The 16,527-nt window shown below is 67.6% G+C and carries 13 protein-coding genes; 7 read left to right on the top strand and 6 right to left on the bottom strand.

The genetic code is table 11. The features are described from left to right. Window positions 1-2: 2 nt before the first annotated feature. Window positions 3-1,706 carry an FAD-dependent monooxygenase gene (locus H9638_RS15020; RefSeq protein ID WP_225217497.1) on the bottom strand — a complete coding sequence of 568 codons (1,704 nt, stop codon included), beginning with the start codon at window positions 1,704-1,706 and terminating at the stop codon, window positions 3-5. Between the two features lie 151 nt (window positions 1,707-1,857). Between H9638_RS15020 and speB the strand changes: the two genes are divergently transcribed. From speB to H9638_RS15005, 3 genes are all read left to right on the top strand, one after another. Continuing rightward, window positions 1,858-2,829, top strand: coding sequence for an agmatinase (gene speB / locus H9638_RS15015; RefSeq protein WP_066301691.1), 972 nt, complete (start codon window positions 1,858-1,860; stop codon window positions 2,827-2,829). Beyond that, a complete protein-coding gene (locus tag H9638_RS15010; protein ID WP_191748753.1) occupies window positions 2,826-4,481 on the top strand; it encodes a thiamine pyrophosphate-binding protein in 1,656 nt (551 codons plus the stop codon). Before speB ends, H9638_RS15010 begins: the two co-directional genes overlap by 4 nt. 118 nt (window positions 4,482-4,599) lie before the next feature. Next, entirely contained in the window at window positions 4,600-6,180 is a 1,581-nt protein-coding gene (locus H9638_RS15005) for a Na+/H+ antiporter (protein WP_191748752.1), read from the top strand. Window positions 6,181-6,204: 24 nt separating this feature from the next. Here H9638_RS15005 and H9638_RS15000 read toward each other — a convergent pair whose 3' ends face one another. The 4 genes from H9638_RS15000 to H9638_RS14985 form a co-directional block, all read right to left on the bottom strand. Next, on the bottom strand, window positions 6,205-7,506 hold the full coding sequence (locus H9638_RS15000) for an FAD-dependent oxidoreductase (protein ID WP_318241900.1): 1,302 nt from the start codon (window positions 7,504-7,506) through the stop codon (window positions 6,205-6,207). After that, the gene (locus H9638_RS14995) at window positions 7,470-8,123 is read right to left on the bottom strand and encodes a class I SAM-dependent methyltransferase (RefSeq protein ID WP_191748751.1); all 654 of its coding nucleotides are present in this window, start codon (window positions 8,121-8,123) and stop codon (window positions 7,470-7,472) included. Before H9638_RS14995 ends, H9638_RS15000 begins: the two co-directional genes overlap by 37 nt. A gap of 82 nt (window positions 8,124-8,205) precedes the next feature. After that, window positions 8,206-9,399, bottom strand: a complete 1,194-nt coding sequence (locus H9638_RS14990) for a type III polyketide synthase (RefSeq protein WP_191748749.1) — start codon at window positions 9,397-9,399, stop codon at window positions 8,206-8,208. 145 nt (window positions 9,400-9,544) lie between these two features. Beyond that, window positions 9,545-10,273, bottom strand: coding sequence for a cytochrome c oxidase assembly protein (locus H9638_RS14985; RefSeq protein WP_191748747.1), 729 nt, complete (start codon window positions 10,271-10,273; stop codon window positions 9,545-9,547). Window positions 10,274-10,482: 209 nt separating this feature from the next. On the opposite strand from H9638_RS14985, the gene H9638_RS14980 reads away from it, so the two are divergent. From H9638_RS14980 to H9638_RS14970, 3 genes are all read left to right on the top strand, one after another. Beyond that, a complete protein-coding gene (locus H9638_RS14980) occupies window positions 10,483-10,779 on the top strand; it encodes a DUF503 domain-containing protein (RefSeq protein ID WP_191748745.1) in 297 nt (98 codons plus the stop codon). A gap of 103 nt (window positions 10,780-10,882) precedes the next feature. After that, window positions 10,883-11,626, top strand: coding sequence for an SDR family NAD(P)-dependent oxidoreductase (locus H9638_RS14975; protein ID WP_191748743.1), 744 nt, complete (start codon window positions 10,883-10,885; stop codon window positions 11,624-11,626). 2 nt (window positions 11,627-11,628) lie between these two features. After that, window positions 11,629-12,105, top strand: coding sequence for a MarR family winged helix-turn-helix transcriptional regulator (locus H9638_RS14970; RefSeq protein ID WP_318241899.1), 477 nt, complete (start codon window positions 11,629-11,631; stop codon window positions 12,103-12,105). Window positions 12,106-12,171: 66 nt separating this feature from the next. Here the strand turns inward: H9638_RS14970 and H9638_RS14965 are convergent, their stop codons facing one another. Next, on the bottom strand, window positions 12,172-13,848 hold the full coding sequence (locus H9638_RS14965; protein WP_191748742.1) for a thiamine pyrophosphate-dependent enzyme: 1,677 nt from the start codon (window positions 13,846-13,848) through the stop codon (window positions 12,172-12,174). 256 nt (window positions 13,849-14,104) lie between these two features. Here H9638_RS14965 and H9638_RS14960 point away from each other — a divergent pair, with 256 nt between their 5' ends. After that, a complete protein-coding gene (locus H9638_RS14960) occupies window positions 14,105-16,516 on the top strand; it encodes a Tex family protein (protein ID WP_191748932.1) in 2,412 nt (803 codons plus the stop codon). Window positions 16,517-16,527: the final 11 nt, after the last annotated feature.

Below are 16,527 nucleotides of genomic sequence, written 5' to 3'. Positions count from 1 at the left end.
GGTCAAGCCGTCTGCAGTGACGACCGCTCGCCGGCACCGGTGAGCCGCTCCAGATAGCTGACCGGCCCGTTGATGTTTGTGCCGGAGGAACGGTACCCGATGTAACCGTCGGGGCGGATGACGATGATCTCCGGGCGGCGGGCCGAAAGGCCGAGCCGCTCAAACGCCAGGCCGCTGGTGTCCTGAATGACCCCGGGGCCGCCGGGCATCAGCCGGCTGCCGACCACCAGGCGCTGCACGCTCAGCAGGCCGCCGAGCCCGGACAAAGCGGAATGCAGCTGCTGCGGGGTGTCCTCCGGCCAGCCCGGGCCGGTGAGCAGGACATGGAACCCCGGTGCTGCGACCAGGTCCTGGAGCCTGCGCTCGTGGTCCTGGTAATGCACGACGGCGTCCGGCAGCCGGTCGCCTGGACGCGGGCCGGCCGCGAGGAGGGGAGGCAGCCGGTTGGGTCCGGTCTCTGACAGGGTGCTGCCGCGGTAATGGATACCCAGCTGGGACATGGTGCGGAAGGCACGGCTGCGCAGGCGGTCGCTGGCGGCCACAACGGGTGCCAGCGCGGGAAGGAGCTTGGTCCGGGGCAGCTTCTTCAAAGCATTGCGGCTGGTGGCGAGCTTGAACAGGCGGTCAGTGAAAGCCACGATGCCGCGGGCAACCGGACGGCGTTCAGCCGCATAGCTGTCGATCAATTCCTCCGAGGCCAGGCCGCGGGCGCCGAAAGCCAGTTTCCAGCCAAGGTTCAGGGAATCCTGGATGCCGGTATTCATGCCCTGTCCGCCCACGGGGGAGTGCACGTGAGCCGCGTCGCCGGCCAGGAAGACGGATCCCCACTGGAAGTACTCGGCCATCTGGTGGGACAGTTTGAAGCTGCTGATCCACTGTGGATCCCGCAGGGTCAGGGCTCCGCCGGAGAACCGGTCGGCGGTTTCCTGGAGGGTTTCCAAGGTGGCGCCGCGGCGGTCGCCGCGGTCCTTGAGGCTGATCATCCGCCAGCTGGCGGGGTGCCCGAGCGGGAAGAGCACCATAAAGCCATCCTCGGTGGGGTAGGCATGCACGGCAGCAGGTTCGGCGCCGTCGATCTCCAGGTCCGCCAGCACAAACGTGTCCGTGTACCCGGAGCCGCGGAAGTCCATGCCGGCGCGGCGCCGCACGGTGCTGTCCACGCCGTCGGCCCCCACCACGTACCGGGCCCGGATGCGGTCGATGCCGCGGTCCTGGCGCTGCACGCGGGCTTCCATGCCGGCAAACGGGTCCTCGGGGTCAAGCCGTTCGAGGTCCAGGAGCTCCGCGCCGCGTTCAACGCGCACCCCGCGGCTGGCCAGGTAGGAGGAGAGGATGCGTTCGGTGTCCGCCTGCGGAAGGAAGAGCAGCTCCTGGTGGGCGGAATCTTCAATCCCGGTGTCGAACAGGCCGATCGGCAGCGTCTCGTCGCCGGGCAGGTGGAGCTGGAGCTGGTGGGCCGGCTTGCCGCTGCGCGCCAGGGCTTCGCTGATGCCAAAGGGCCGCAGTGCTTCGAGGGTGCGCGGCTGGACGGCCAGGGCCCGGGACTGCAGGGAAGGAGTCTGCCTGCGGTCGATGATCCGGAAGCTGGTGCCGTAGCTGGAGAGCTGGGCGGCAAGGGCCAGCCCAGTCGGTCCCGCGCCCACAATCAGGACATCGACGTCGTAGTTCATTCCATCATTGTTCGCAAAGCTCGACCGGTCCGCCATAGTCACAGCCTAGTCTTGACGCCGACCGGTCTTCCACTTTAGCGTATCGATAAACATTTGATGCCTATTAGATAACTTTTGCAGCTTGGCCGGATAGCATCGAAGCAGATGCCACCACGGCACCTTCAGAATCAAACGGGAGTGATACTCAGTGGAAAAGAACCAGCCGCGCATCAACGTCAACGGCAAAGTGGGCCCGATCGACGCAGCGCAGATTCCGCGTTATGCAGGGGCAGCCACTTACGCCCGTCTCCCGCGGCTGGACCAGGTGGAGCATGCCGACGTCGCCGTGGTCGGCGTCCCCTTCGACACCGGAGTCTCCTACCGCCCCGGCGCGCGGTTCGGCGGCAACCACATCCGCGAAGCCTCCCGCCTGCTGCGCCCCTACAACCCGGCGCAGGACACCTCTCCGTTCGAGAACCTGCAGGTTGCCGACGCCGGTGACCTGGCCGTAAACCCGTTCAACATCAACGAGGCCATCGAAACGATCCAGGCCGGAGCGCTGGAGCTGACCGAAGGCGGCACCAAGCTGGTGACCCTCGGCGGCGACCACACCATTGCCCTGCCGCTGCTGCGGGCCGCTGCCGAGCGGGCCGGGGAACCGGTCGCCATGCTGCACTTCGACGCACACCTGGACACCTGGGACACCTACTTCGGTGCCGAATACACCCACGGCACCCCGTTCCGCCGGGCGGTGGAGGAGGGAATCCTGGACACCGAGGCGATCTCGCACGTCGGCACCCGCGGACCGCTCTACGGCAAGAAGGACCTGGAGGACGACAAGCGGTTCGGCTTCGGCATCGTGACCTCCTCCGACGTCTTCCGCCAGGGCGTGGATGAAGTCGTCGCGAAGCTGCGGGACCGGATCGGCAGCCGCCCGCTCTACATCTCGGTGGATATCGACGTGCTTGACCCGGCCCACGCTCCCGGCACGGGAACCCCGGAAGCCGGCGGCATTACCAGCCGGGAACTGCTGGAAATCCTGCGCGGCATGCGCGGCATGAACCTCGTGGGTGCGGACGTGGTGGAAGTTGCCCCCGCCTATGACCACGCGGACATCACCGCCGTGGCCGCCTCCCATGTCGCCTATGACCTGATTACCCTGATGGGTCTCTCCGCATGAGCCAGGTGGCGCCCGGTGCCGCGGTACGCAACGGTGGAGACCTCGTCGTCGAAACCCTGGAAGCGCTGGGCGCCACCACGGTCTTCGGCATTCCCGGCCAGCATGCGCTCGGGTTGTTCGATGCCCTGTCCCGATCCTCCCTGGAGTTTGTCTCCTCCCGGGTGGAAAACAATGCCGCCTTCGCTGCGGACGGGTTCTCCCGGGCCACCGGCGAAGTCGGCGTCCTCTTCCTCTCCACCGGGCCGGGAGCGCTGACCTCACTGGCTGGACTGCAGGAGGCCTACGCCACCGGTGTGCCCATGGTTGTGGTGGCCAGCCAGATCCCGATCGAGGGTCTCGGCGCCCGCCGCCGTGGCATGCTCCACCAGCTCGATGACCAGAAGGCCTCTGCCGCGAACGTCACTAAGAGCCAGCGCCTGATCCAGCACGCCTCCGGCATTCCCTCGGCCATCCAGGACGCCTGGACGGAAGCGATCTCCTCGCCCATGGGACCTGTATGGGTCGAGGTGCCGCAGAACGTGCTGCTGGCGCCCATCGTGGTGCCCGCAGTGGAGGATGCCCTGGCCGAACCCTTTGACAATCCGCCGCGCCGAGAACTGGTCACCGAAGCGGTGAAGTGGCTCAGCACCGCCCGCCGCCCGGCGATCATTGCCGGTGGCGGCACCCGCCGCGGCCGCGGCGAGGCGCACCTGCTTTCCCTCGCGGAAAAACTCCGGGCACCGGTGATCTGCACTCCCGGCGGCAAGGGGGCTTTCCCCTGGACCCACCCGCTCTCCCTGCAGTCCTGGGTGGAGGACAAATGGGCCACCGAGCTGCTGGAGGACGCCGACGTCCTGCTGGTCATCGGCTCCTCACTGGGGGAAGTCACGTCCAACTACTTCACCTTCGCCCCGCGCGGGCGGATCATCCAGATTGACGCCGAGCCCCGGGTGTTGGAATCCAACGGTCCGGCTCTGGGTATCCGGGCCGATGCCGGCCAGGCGCTCGCAGCCCTCGACGCCGCGCTCCAGGCTCCCGCCCAGGCTCCGGACTGGCATGGACAGGCACCCGAAGAGCTGACCGCGGACACCCTGGCGCGCATCACGGCCCGGCTTGATGCCCAGGATCTCAGTCACGAACGCACGTTCATGGCGGACATCCGGGCCGCGGTGCCTGCCGGCATGCAAACCTACTGGGACATGACGATCGCCGCCTACTGGGCCTGGAGCTGCTGGGACGCCAAGTCCGGGGGCTTCCACTCCGCCCAGGGCGCCGGCGGCCTCGGCTTCGGCTACCCGGCAGCCATCGGAGCGTCCGTTGGACTCGGCGAGCGGGTGCTCGCCGTTTCCGGTGACGGATCGGCCATGTACTCCATTGCCGAACTTGCGACGGCCCGGCAGCATGATACGCCGGTCACCTGGCTGATTGTGGACGACGGCGGCTACGGTGTGCTGCGCGAGTACATGGTGGATGCGTTCGGCAAGGCCACGGCCACGGAACTGGCCGGCCCCGACTTCGTCCAGCTGGCAGAGTCCTTCGGGATCCCCGCCCGGCGCGTGGCACCGGAGGGTGTGCGCCAGGCACTGGAGGAGTCCTTTGCGCAGGAAGGCCCGAACGTCGTCGTGGTGGAAACCCTGCTGCGGCTGTTCGCGCCGACGCACCTGACGGCGTAGGTCTTCGGAATCCTTCCAGCATGCTGCGATAAAGTTTACTCAGGCAACTACTTGGGAGGTCTGTGGTGAATTTTTACCCGGCGAGGCGGCACTCGGCTGCCCTGGAAGGATTCCAAGCGTGGAGTTCCTGATCCTGCTGGTGGGCCTGCTGTTCGGCACAGTGCTGGTGGTAGGGATCGGTGAACGGATCCGGCTGCCCTACCCCGTGCTGATGCTGATCTTCTCGGCCCTGTTCGCCTTCCTGCCGGTGCTTCCGGAGATTCACATTGACCCGGAACTGATCCTGCCCCTGTTCCTGCCGCCGCTGCTTTATGCGGCCGCGCAGCGCAGCTCCTGGTCCGTGTTCCGGCTCCGCTGGCGTTCGCTGGTGCTGCTGGCGGTGGCGCTGGTGGCGGTGACAGTCATAGTCGTGGCAGGCATCTCCTGGGCGCTGGTTCCGGCGATCGGCCTGCCCGCGGCGATTGCCCTGGGCGCCATTGTTGCGCCACCTGATCCGGTGGCTGTCGAAGCCGTGGCCGGCAAGGTGAACATGCCCCGCCGGCTGGTGACGGTCCTGCAGACCGAAGGTCTTTTCAATGACGCGATCGCCATTGTGATCTTCCAGGCCGCCGTTGCAGCGGCCGTCAGCGGCGGCGACGTCGGCTGGGATGTAGTTCCCAAATTCCTCATCGGCGCGGCCGGTGCCGTGGTGCTGGGCCTGGCCATGGGTTGGCTCGTGGGCGCGCTCAACCGGTTTGTGCCCAATCTGGTGGCCCGGTCGGCTGCGACGCTGGTGGCGCCGTACGCCGTCTACATCCTGGCCGAGGAAGTGCACTTCTCCGGTGTTGTCGCCGTCGTCGTCACCGCATTGGAGCTTGGCCGGCGGGCCCGGCCGCAGGACTCCCAGGAACGCCTGACCCGAACGGCCTTCTGGGACGTGGTGGAGCTGCTGACCACCGGTGTGGCTTTTGGCCTGGTGGGGATCGAGATGCGGTACGTCATCGAGGACGAAGGCAGCGAGATCTTCAGCTTCATCCCCGGCGTGGCTGCTGTCTGCGCCGCGGTGGTGCTGGTGCGTTTCCTTTGGATGTACGGCATTTACCGGTTCGGCGGCACGGAGAAACGCAGCGCCGTGCCGGGTTCGCTCAAGGAGGTCCTGGTCCTCACCTGGTGCGGCATGCGCGGCCTGGCTACGCTGGCGCTCGCGCTGGCACTGCCTGCCACCAACCTCGCCGGCGAGGAGCTGCCGGGCCGGAACTTCATGATCGTCGCCGCCGGGTCCGTCCTGCTGGTTACCCTGGTGCTGCCGGGCCTGACCCTGCCGTGGCTGATGCGCAAACTGAAGCTTCCCAGCGACCACACAGCCATCGAACGGCAGGAGCGGGAGCTGGCCCGCCGCGCGGAACGCACGGCCCTGGAAACCATGAAACGCTCGACGGCGGCGGACGCCCTGCCGCCCGAGCGGCGCGCTGCGCTGGCCCGGCGGATGTCTTCGCTGCATTCCATCCTGGGTGCCGATGCCGAGGATGACCCGCAGAAAATGCTGCAGCTGAAGGCAACCCTGGAAGTGATGGACGCCGTTCAGCGCGAAGCGCTGGCCGCAGCCCGGAAGGAAGTGCTGGCGGCCCGCCGGCAGTCCGGTGTGGATCCCGAAGCCGTGGACCGCGTCCTGCGCCGCCTGGACCTGCGGACCGTCACCCTGGACCACGGCCCGCGGTAAAAAGCTGATCCAGGCCGCCGCCTGTTACTGCATGGTGAACCGGCGGGCCACGAGGTCTCCCACGGGCTGAGTCCGGAAGAGGGCTGAGAGAGCGGTGTTGCGGACCCGCATGAGCCGCGGAGGGAGCGGACGGCCCAGCGCCATGTTGAGCCGGGCCTGGGCTGAGGCAATCCTGGCGGCCCGCCGTCGTCGTCGGTCCCACTGCACCAGCTGCGCCTCGATGCTTTCACCGCGTACGCCGGCCGTGAGGAGCGGTGCCAGTGCCGCGGCGTCGAGCCAGCCCAGGGTGAGGCCCTGCCCGCCGATGGGACTGACCTCATGGGCGGCATCGCCGGCCAGGATGGTCCGGCCATGGACCAGCTGCCGGGGCAGGGCTGTCCGGACAGAAAACGCACTCAGCATGGAATTCCCGGCGGCGCTCAGCTGCTGGCCGGTGCGTTCCTGAACCATGCTGGCCAGGACCTTGGCATCGGCGTCTGCCCGCAGGCTGCGGGTGTGCGCCACCCAGCGCCGCGTGCCTCCGGGCAACGGAAAGGACTCGACGATGCCTTCCGGTTCCAGGTACAGCACGCCCGTTGGGCCGTCGCCGGTGGTATCGGGGAAATCGCCCATCAGATAGTGATCCCGCAGGGTGCGTTCCGTAACGGGGGCCCCGAGCATGCTGCGTACCGGGGACCGGGCGCCGTCCGCCGCGACCGCAAAGGCCGCGTGAACGGCGAAACCCGCGTCCTCACCTGCAACGTCGTCCGCGCCGCCGTCGTCCGGACCGCCGGGGCCGGCTGGGCTGCGGCCCCCGCTGCTGGTGCCTCGAGCGCCGGCGGCTCCACTGCCGGCGAGGAGAACGGAGGAGCCGGTATCCACCAGTGCCGTCACAGTCCGCCCGCGCTGCAGAGCGTTGGGGGCCAGGGACCTGAGGCGTTCCTCAAGGATCGTTTCGGTGCGTTCCTGCGGCAGCGCCAGCACGTAGGGGTAGGGGGTCGGGGTCCGGGAGAAGCGGATGGAAGCCAGGCTCCGGTTTCGGGTGCGGGCCGCTCCCTGCCGGATCTGGACCCCCTCAGCGGTGAGCTGGCCGGACACTCCGGTGCCCTCCAGGGCCACCAGTCCGGGAGGATGAATACCGATGGCCCGGGAATGGCTGCTGCGCTCGGCCCGCCGTTCCAGGACGGTGACCCGCACGCCCTCCTGCACCAGGAGAATTGCCAGGGCCAGGCCCACCGGCCCGCCCCCGATGATGGCGACGTCAACCTTCAGTACCTCCCCGGCGGAGTCCCCGGCCGCCCCGGCCCCGGTCACTGGCCGGACCGATGCAGGAGCAGGTTCTGCCACGGCCGCTGCCGCCGGGTTTCCCAGCCGGCAGGCACCGCGGCCGCCAGCTCGGCGGCCGTATAACTGCGCCTGATCGAGGTCAGGCCGTCCGTCCGGATGTAGGACCCGTGGAAGAAGGGCAGGGTTCCGGCGGAGAACAGGCCGTAGGCCCACGGACTCCGTTCGATGTCGCTGTGCAGCACCAGGCTGCGGGCCAGCGCCTGCGAGTCGGTAAGCAGGCCCTCGAAAGCGCCCGCATCGAGGTGATGCAGCACATGGTTGGAGAGCACGACGTCGAACCGCTGCCCTTCCGCGACCAGCTGCGAACTGAACGCCGCGCGGAACGTTAGGCCCGGGACCTTTGGCCGGGATTCCGCGTAGGCGTGGGCCCGCGGATCCGGATCGATCCCGGTGACTTCCACGGCGAGGCCGTCCTGCCGCGCCCAGCGGACCAGTGCCCGGGCCAGGTCCCCGCCGCCGGACCCGATGTCCAGGACTGTGCCGCCGTCCCGCCCGGCCAGGACGGGCCGCACATACCGGCGGTAGTTCCGCCGCCATCCGGAGACGACGGCGTTGATCAGCGGAAACTGCGCATAGGTGCGTTCCAGCCGGACCGGATCGCAGTCGGGGCGGTCCATTTCCTCTACCGCTTCTACCTCGCGGTGGCTCAAATCCGGCGGGAAAAACGGCGGCGTACCGGCGTCCAACAGCGGCACTGGCCTAGCCCACAGCTGCCGGAACCGGCTCGGAAGCCGCCGCGGCGTGCTGCTCAGCTGCGGGTGTGGTCCCGGGGACCCGGGTAAAGAGCCCGGTTTCCACCGTCAGGCCAGGTCCGAAGGCCATCGAGCAGATGCGCTCGTTGCCTCCGGTGAACGGCTGTTCCAGGATGTGCTTGAGCACGAACATAACCGTCGCCGAGCTCATGTTGCCGAAGTTCCGCAGGGTCTCCCGAGCCGGTATCAGCTGCTCAGGAGTGAGCTGCAGTTTGGCCTCCACCTTATCCAGGATGCTGCGGCCGCCCGGGTGGATGGCCCAGTGGCCAATCTCGTTGTAGTCCAGCCCGGCGAGCGAAGGGTCCCGGGCGAGCAGCGGCTCCAGTGCGCCCACAATATGGTCGTCGATGATGTGCGGCACATAGGTGCCCAAGACCATCTCGAAGCCGTAGTCGCCGATGTTCCAGGCCATGGATTCCTCCCCAACCGGGGTGAGGATGGTTTCGAAGTGGTCCAGGACGATTCCAGGGCTCTGGCCGGGCAGCTCGCGGGCCGTGATCACCGCCGCTGCGGCGCCGTCGGCAAACAGGGAGGAACCCATGATGCTGTCCGGATCGTTGGAGGACCGTACGTGCAGGGAGCACAGTTCGGCACTGACCACCAGGACGACGGCGTCAGGATCAGCGTCGCAGAAGGACTTGGCGGCGCGCATGGCCGGGAAAGCGGCATAGCAGCCCATAAAGCCAAGGTGGTAGCGCCGCACCGACGGATTCAGGCCCAGAGCCCGGACCAGCTTGTAGTCGGGGCCGGGGTTGTAGAAACCCGTGCAGGACACCGTCACCACATGGGTCACGTCCGCCGGCGTGATCCCCGGGCAGTTCTCCACTGCCTTGCGCCCGGCCTCGATAAACAGCTTGGTGGCTTCAACGGCGAAAATATCATTCCGGGTCTTGGTGCTGGGGACCAGCAGCGCTCCGGTCCTCGGGTCGTAGAACTGCGGATCCTCGACCTTGGAGTTGAGCGTGAGCTCTTCCAAGGCGGTCCGGCGGGTGTCGATCGCGGCCGAATTGAAGCAGGTATTCACCAGGCGGGTGCCGAGCCGGGTCAGGCCCGGCTGCGCCGCGAAGACGTCGCGGACCTGGTCCTGGACCAGGACAGTTGGAGGGACAGCAGTTTCGAGGGATCTGAGCGTAACCGGCATCCTCCATTGTTAGGGGAAGGTGCTGCAGGACACAATGGTCCGGTCCGCCCCGGTTCCGGGGGAGGACCGCAGGTGTGGAGGGGCCGCAGCCGTAGGAGTGCACCCGGTGCGGCTACCCGTTGGGCTGCCCGGCCGGCTGCATGGGCTAGGTTTCGTGGGCCTGGGGAAGCTGTCGGCCGAGGGCCTGCCGCTGCTGCAGGAGGATCAGCCCGAGCACGGCCTGGACCGTGGCCCCAAGACCGAGCAGGACCAAGGCCCCCGGCGGTGCCGGTGCCACTCCCGGCGGCGGGAAGAACCAGAGTCCGGCGGCGAGGACGGCGTGTGCCGTGGCCGCCACCACCAGGGCAGCAGCCCGCTGCCGGAAGCTGTGCCGTACCGGGGCAGTGCCCAGAACGGCAGCGGTGAACAGGCAGCCGGTGCCCGCCAGATAAGCCGTGGTCAGCCAGTGCACCGGCATGGCGTCCTGCATCGCAGTGAACAGCCCGGTGTGGAACATCGCCCACATTCCTGCGACCACCAGTACCGTTGCAGTCCAGGGGTGGGAGAGGAACCGGGCAGGGGTGCCCTCCAGGATCCGGCGCAGCCGCCGGGCGGGAAACGGGTCCAGGGTCTGCAGGGCCAGCGCAGCGGGGCGGGAAACCACCAGCAGCAGCGGGCTCACCATGCCGGCGAGGATGTGGGAGAACGCCAGTGCTGTGAAGTCCCGGTGGGCCCATCCGGCCAGAGGTTCAAGCAGCGTTCCCAAAAGGGCCAGGACGCCGCCGATAAAACTGACCAGCCGCCGGGCTGGCCACCGGCCGGACTTCGCCGAGGCCGTTCCGGCCCAGTAGGCCGCGACAGCAGCAACCGCGGGAATCAGGAAGAGTGATTCCACCGAAAACGCACCGTGGTTATGCATCGCGGCGCTTACGCATCGCAGCGGCTAGGCATCGGAGGAAGCCGGGAAACGCACGGTGGGGGACGGCGTCATACGTGCGAACTTAGCACCGCTGCCGCCGGGCATGTACCCCGTGCCGGAAACCGCAGAGGGCAGCACCGGATTCCGCTGTTGACACCCGGCGGCTGGCGGCGAGGATGGAACCCATGTGGATGGGGAGCCTGGAATTCGACCTGCTGCTGGATGACGTGCACTCGCTCAAGCAGAAACGTTCCGTGGTCCGTCCCCTGGTTGCCGAACTGCACCGGAGGTTCTCGGTATCGGCTGCCGAATCCGGCCACCTGGACCTGCACCGCCGGGCCGCCGTCGGCATCGCAGTGGTGGCCGCTGACCGGGCGCACGTGGTGGAGGTGCTGGATGCGGCGGAACGGTTGGTGGCCGGCCGCCCCGAAGTCCAGCTGCTCAGCACCCGGCGCCGCCTCCTGGCCGGCGACGACGACTAGGCCGCCGCGCTCAGCGGGCAGCCGCACAGACCGGCGGGGCAACCACACTCCCGGGTATATGCTGTCCGGACGACAGTAAATTGAATCCAAGAGAGAATCTTCCATGCTTTTTGAGAACCAAGCAGCACTCGTCACCGCCGCCGGAGCCGGAATCGGCCGGGCCATCGCCCTGCGCCTGGCCGCCGAAGGCGCCTCGGTCGTCGTCTCCGACGTCAACGATGAGGCCGGAGCTGAAACGGTGGCGCTGATTGAAGCCGCTAACGGCCGCGCCGCCTACAAGCACGCCAACGTCGCCGATGCCGACGAAGTCAACGCGCTGGTCCCGTTTGCGATCGAGACTTTCGGGCGGCTGGACATGGCGGTGAACAATGCGGGCGTCGGGGCCATGCCCAAGCCCGTGCAGGACATCACCGCCGCAGAATGGGACCGCAGCATCAATGTGACCCTGCGCGGCACCTTCCTGGCCCTGCAGTCCCAGATGGCCCACTTCGTGAAGCAGGGCGGCGGATCCATCGTGAACATCGCCTCACTGGCCGGCATCAGTGCCACGCCGAACCTCACGCCTTACGGGGCGGCAAAGCATGGGGTGGTCTCCCTGACCCGCAGCGTTGCCAAGGAATGCGCGGAGCAGGGCATCCGGGTAAATGCTGTGGCGCCAGGCGCGATCGAAACCGCGGCACTGGCCTCACTGCCGGCCGAAGCGAAGGCCGGTTACGCCGCGGAGATTCCAATGAAGCGGCTGGGCCAGCCGGAGGATATCGCCAATGCCACCGCGTTCCTTCTTTCCGACCAGGCTTCCTTCATCACCGGCGTCGTGCTGCGTGTTGATGGTGGAACCGAAGCCTAGCCGTGGCGGCAGCTGATCAAAATGCTGTCCTGATTGAGGTCCTGAACGGGCTTCTGGCGCAGTGGACAGCTCCCGGGTTCACCACCGCGGTGGCCGCCCGCGAGGGGGTGGTCCTGGACCCGGCGGCGTTGACGCTGTTGTCCATCCTGAACAATGCGGGCGCCCAGCGGCCCTCCGCCCTGAGCGAGCGGATGGTCACGGGAGCTTCCAACATTTCCAAGATCACGGCCCGGCTCGAAGCATCCGGGCTCATCCGCCGGACCCCGGACCCCCAGGATTCGCGGGCCTCGCTGATCGCGCTGACCGACGCGGGGGAGCGGGCGGGGCAGGCCCTGCGGCGTTCGGGGAATTCCCTTGTTGACCAGCTGCTGGAGGGGTGGGACGCCCAGGACAGAAGTGACCTGGTGCGGCTCCTTGGCCGGTTTGAGGCAGAAACCCAGCGGGTGGCAGCTGCGCTGCGGGATGCGCCCAGGCCGTAGCCCCGGCCGGCACCCAGCCCGCAGCCGCTGCGGGCCCGGCCGGCGGACCGCCGGCCGGGAAACGGCCTAGTAGGCTTTGACCCGCTGCTCCACGACCAGGTGGATCAGGGCAAACGTCTTGTCCTCATCAATCGCCTTCAGCGCCGCTTCGAGCGCTGCCGGCACATCGGCGTCGTTCTCCACCTTCACCCCGAAGCCGCCGAAAGCCTGAGCCATCAGCGCGAAGTCGGGGTTTTTCAGCTGGGTGCCGGAAATCCGGTCCGGGTAGTGGCGTTCCTGGTGCGTGCGGATGGTGCCGTATTCCTGGTTGTCCATCACGATCACCAGGGGCGTGGCGCCATACTGTGCGGCGGTGGCGAGCTCCTGCCCGTTCATCAGGAACTCACCGTCACCGGCGATCGTGACGACACGGCGGCCCGGGACCGCCAGCGACGCGGCGATGGCCGACGGAACCGAGTAGCCCATGGAGCCGTTGCGGGCACCCAGCATCGAGGCATAGCGCCGGGTGGGGAAGTAGCGGTGCGCCCAGTTGGTGTGCTCCCCGGCGCCCAAGGTGATCACGGCGTCCTCAGGCAGTGTCGGCACCAGGTTCGCCATCAGGGTGTCCATGCGGGCCTGGCCGGAGGACGGTTCCGCCGGCGGCAGGGCAGCAAACTTTTCCTGTTCCTGCCGCATGCGGGAGGTCCAGGCCTTCCATTCCTCCTTGACCGGCAGGTCCATCAGCACCAGGTCCCGGATGAAGACATCCGGCTTCGCGACAATCTGGTAGGACACCGGGCCGGAGCGGCCGCGCATCGACGGGTCGATGGTGACCAGGAAGTTCTTCTTTTCCCAGTCCTGGCGCACCACAAAACCATCGGTAATCACGTCACCGGGCACGGTGCCCACGAAGACCAGCAGATCCGTCTCTTCCAGCAGGTCGTAGGTGGGCTTGGGTCGGCCGTAGCCGATTGGACCAACGTACGACGGCGAATCGAAGGACACGGTTCCCTCGCAGCGCCATTCCGCGGCGGCCGGCAGATGGTGCTCTTCCAGCCAGCGGGTGAGGGTGTCAGCGCCCTCCTGGGTCCAGTCGTTGCCGCCAGTGACGAACAGCGGTTTGTCCGCTTCCTTCAGCGCAGCCTGCAGAGCCTTCCAATCGGTTACGGTCATGCCGCCGGGGGCCACCGGGATCGGCGGGTGCAGGGTTGCGTTGATTTCCCGCCGGATAACATCTTCGGGGAGGCCGACGACGACGGGACCCGGGCGGCCGCTCATGGCGGCGAAGACCGCCTCGGCCACGATTTCGGACGCGCGCTCGGGGTGGTCCAGCACCATCACACGCTTGGCGCCGGTATCAAACCAGGCCTTGATGTCGAATTCCTGGAACGCTTCACGGTCCCGGTGCTCGAAAGGAATCAGGCCGACGAACAGCACCATCGGAGTGGAGTCCTGCCACGCCGTGTGCAGCCCAACGTGCGCGTTCGCAGCACCGGGGCCGCGGGTGACCATGGCGATGCCGGGCAGCTGATTCATTTTTCCGTCGGCTTCGGCCATGTACGCTGCGCCGCCTTCATGGCGGCAGACCACGGTCTCGACCTCGCTGTTATGCAGGCCGTCCAGGACTTCGAGGAAGCTCTCGCCGGGAACCACATAGGTGCGCTTCACGCCGTGGGCAATGAGGGAGTCGACAATGACATGTCCGGCGGTCTTCACCTCCGCCCGTGCTGCAGCGGGGGCTGGTACCGGGGCAATCTGAGTCATCTTTGACCTTTCTCCATTGAAACGTAGAACACCGCGTACCGGCGCCGCGGCGCGGCCGGTCGGCGCATCCCTATGTTTACCCCATGGGCAGCCCGGTTCCGCAGAGCATGAGCCAATGTGTCAATGACGGCTCGATAATCCGGATCCGACTTCTTCAGGGTTTGACCGCATTCGGCGGTGATAAGGAACAATTGGGCGGGTGAGTCTCACCGTCGCCCCGCAGCCCGCGTCCCACCAGCCCGGATCGGCTTCTTTCGTGCCCGTCCGCACCGATACAGCCGAGCAGCTGTATGCGCAGATCGCCCGTGAACTCGGCGTCGCGCCGTGGCAGGTGCGGGCCGCCGTCGAACTCCTGGACAGCGGGTCAACCGTTCCTTTTATTGCCCGTTACCGCAAGGAAGTGACCGGTACCCTGGACGACGCGCAGCTGCGTGAGCTCGACGAGCGGCTCCGGTACCTGCGCGAACTGGCGGACCGCCGCCGGGCGATTCTTGAAGCCATCGACGCGCAGGGCAAGCTCACTTCCGAGCTGCGTGCGCTGATCGAGGCTGCGGACACCAAGTCCCGGCTTGAGGACATCTACCTGCCGTACAAGACCAAGCGGCGCACCAAGGCGCAGATTGCCAGGGAAGCCGGACTGGAACCGCTGGCCGACTCGCTGCTGGCCAGCCCCTCCCTTGACCCGGAGGCCGAAGCCGCCCGGTACCTGGGCGAGACCGTGCCCGATGCCGCCGAAGCGCTCGCCGGTGCCCGCGCCATCCTCGTCGAGCGCGCAGGCCAGGACGCAGACCTGCTGACCGCGGCCCGCGAAAAGCTGTGGAAACAGGGGCGGTTCCGTTCCTCTGTCCGCCCGGGTAAGGAAACCGAGGGGCAGAAGTACGCGGATTACTTCGACTACTCCCAGGCGCCCTCGGGGATGCCGTCGCACCGGGTGCTGGCCCTGCTGCGCGCGGAGAAGGAAGGCATCCTGGAACTGGGGCTGGCCGAGGCAGACCCGGCTGACGCGGAAGCGCTCGCTGCTGCCCGGCAGCGGTTTGAGAACTCGGTGGCCGCGCGTCTGGGTGTGGCGGCCAAGGGCGGTGCCGCCGATCCGTGGCTGCGCCAGACCGTGCAGCTGGCCTGGCGCAGGATCCAGGCCAAACTCTCCGTGGACCTGAGGGTGCGGCTGTTCCAGGACGCCGAGGCGGAGGCCGTGCGGGTCTTCGCGGCCAATCTCCGCGATGTCCTGCTCGCCGCGCCGGCCGGCAACCGGGCCACCCTGGGGCTGGACCCGGGCCTGCGGACCGGCGTGAAGGTCGCCGTGGTGGACAGCACCGGCCAGGTGGTCGCCACTGACACGATCTATCCGCATGCCCCCGCCCGCAAGTGGGATGACGCCCTGGTCCAGTTGGCGAACCTGGTAAAAAAACACGGGGTGGAGCTGGTAGCGGTGGGCAACGGCACCGCGTCCCGGGAAACCGACAAGCTGGCCGGTGAACTCATGCGGCTGGTGCCGGAGGCGAACCTGCAGAAACTGGTGGTTTCCGAGGCCGGGGCCTCCGTTTACTCCGCATCCGCACTGGCTTCGGCGGAACTGCCGGGCATGGATGTCTCCCTGCGCGGCGCCGTTTCAATCGCCCGGCGGCTGCAGGATCCACTCGCCGAACTCGTGAAAATCGACCCCAAATCCATCGGTGTGGGCCAGTACCAGCACGACGTCACCGCCGCGAAGCTGGACCGGTCCCTGGACGCTGTGGTTGAGGACTGCGTCAACGCCGTCGGCGTGGACGTTAATACGGCTTCACCGGCGCTGCTGAGCCGGGTGGCCGGCGTCGGGCCGCTGCTCAGCGAAAACATTGTGGCGCACCGCAACGCCAACGGGCCCTTCGCCCGGCGCGCGGACCTTATGAAGGTTCCCCGTCTGGGGGCCAAAGCCTTTGAACAGTGCGCGGGCTTCCTGCGGATCACCGGCGGAACGGAACCGCTGGATGCCTCCAGCGTGCACCCGGAGTCCTATAAGATCGCCCGCCGGATCCTGGCTGCGGCGAAGGCGGAGATGAGTCCTGCCGGTGCGGAGCTGGCCGGACTGGATCCCTCCGCTTTCGTTGACGAGTCCACCGGGCTGCCGACGGTTTTGGACATCATGTCCGAGCTGCGCAAACCCGGCCGCGATCCGCGTCCGGCCTTCAAAACGGCCACATTCTCCGAAGGCATCGAGAAGATTGCCGACCTGCGCCCGGGCATGGTGCTCGACGGCGTTGTCACCAACGTGGCCGCGTTCGGTGCGTTCGTGGATATCGGCGTACACCAGGACGGGCTGGTGCATATCTCCGCGATGTCCTCCTCCTTCGTCTCCGACCCGCACGACGTCGTGAAGTCCGGGCAGGTTGTTAAGGTCAAAGTCATGGAGGCAGATCCGGAGCGGCACCGCATTTCCCTCAGCCTGCGGCTCGAGGACGACGCACCCTCGGGCGGATCCGGCAGCCGTTCCGGTAACAGCAGCAACGACCGCCGTGGCCCCAAACCGGCCCGGAACCCCCAAACCGAGGGGAACAATCAGGACGGCCGGACTCGGCATGGCACCAAGCCGAAGAACGCCAAAGCCGGAACAGCCGCCCGGAAGGGGCCGGCTGCTCCCGCTTCGGATGGCGCGATGGCTGAGGCGCTGCGCCGGGCGGGGCTGGTCTAACGGAACCGGCT

Source organism: Arthrobacter pullicola (assembly GCF_014836875.1).
Classification (GTDB): Bacteria; Actinomycetota; Actinomycetes; order Actinomycetales; family Micrococcaceae; genus Arthrobacter_B; species Arthrobacter_B pullicola.
This window is presented reverse-complemented; position numbering and strand designations above follow the sequence as displayed.

What these genes read in the sequence shown, in the direction of transcription:
- H9638_RS15020 (WP_225217497.1), bottom strand. Translation starts at nt 1,706, where the DNA reads ATGGCGGACCGGTCGAGCTTTGCGAACAATGATGGAATGAACTACGAC.
- H9638_RS15010 (WP_191748753.1), top strand. Translation starts at nt 2,826, where the DNA reads ATGAGCCAGGTGGCGCCCGGTGCCGCGGTACGCAACGGTGGAGACCTC.
- H9638_RS14995 (WP_191748751.1), bottom strand. Translation starts at nt 8,123, where the DNA reads ATGGACCGCCCCGACTGCGATCCGGTCCGGCTGGAACGCACCTATGCG.
- H9638_RS14990 (WP_191748749.1), bottom strand. Translation starts at nt 9,399, where the DNA reads ATGCCGGTTACGCTCAGATCCCTCGAAACTGCTGTCCCTCCAACTGTC.
- H9638_RS14980 (WP_191748745.1), top strand. Translation starts at nt 10,483, where the DNA reads ATGTGGATGGGGAGCCTGGAATTCGACCTGCTGCTGGATGACGTGCAC.
- H9638_RS14975 (WP_191748743.1), top strand. Translation starts at nt 10,883, where the DNA reads ATGCTTTTTGAGAACCAAGCAGCACTCGTCACCGCCGCCGGAGCCGGA.
- H9638_RS14965 (WP_191748742.1), bottom strand. Translation starts at nt 13,848, where the DNA reads ATGACTCAGATTGCCCCGGTACCAGCCCCCGCTGCAGCACGGGCGGAG.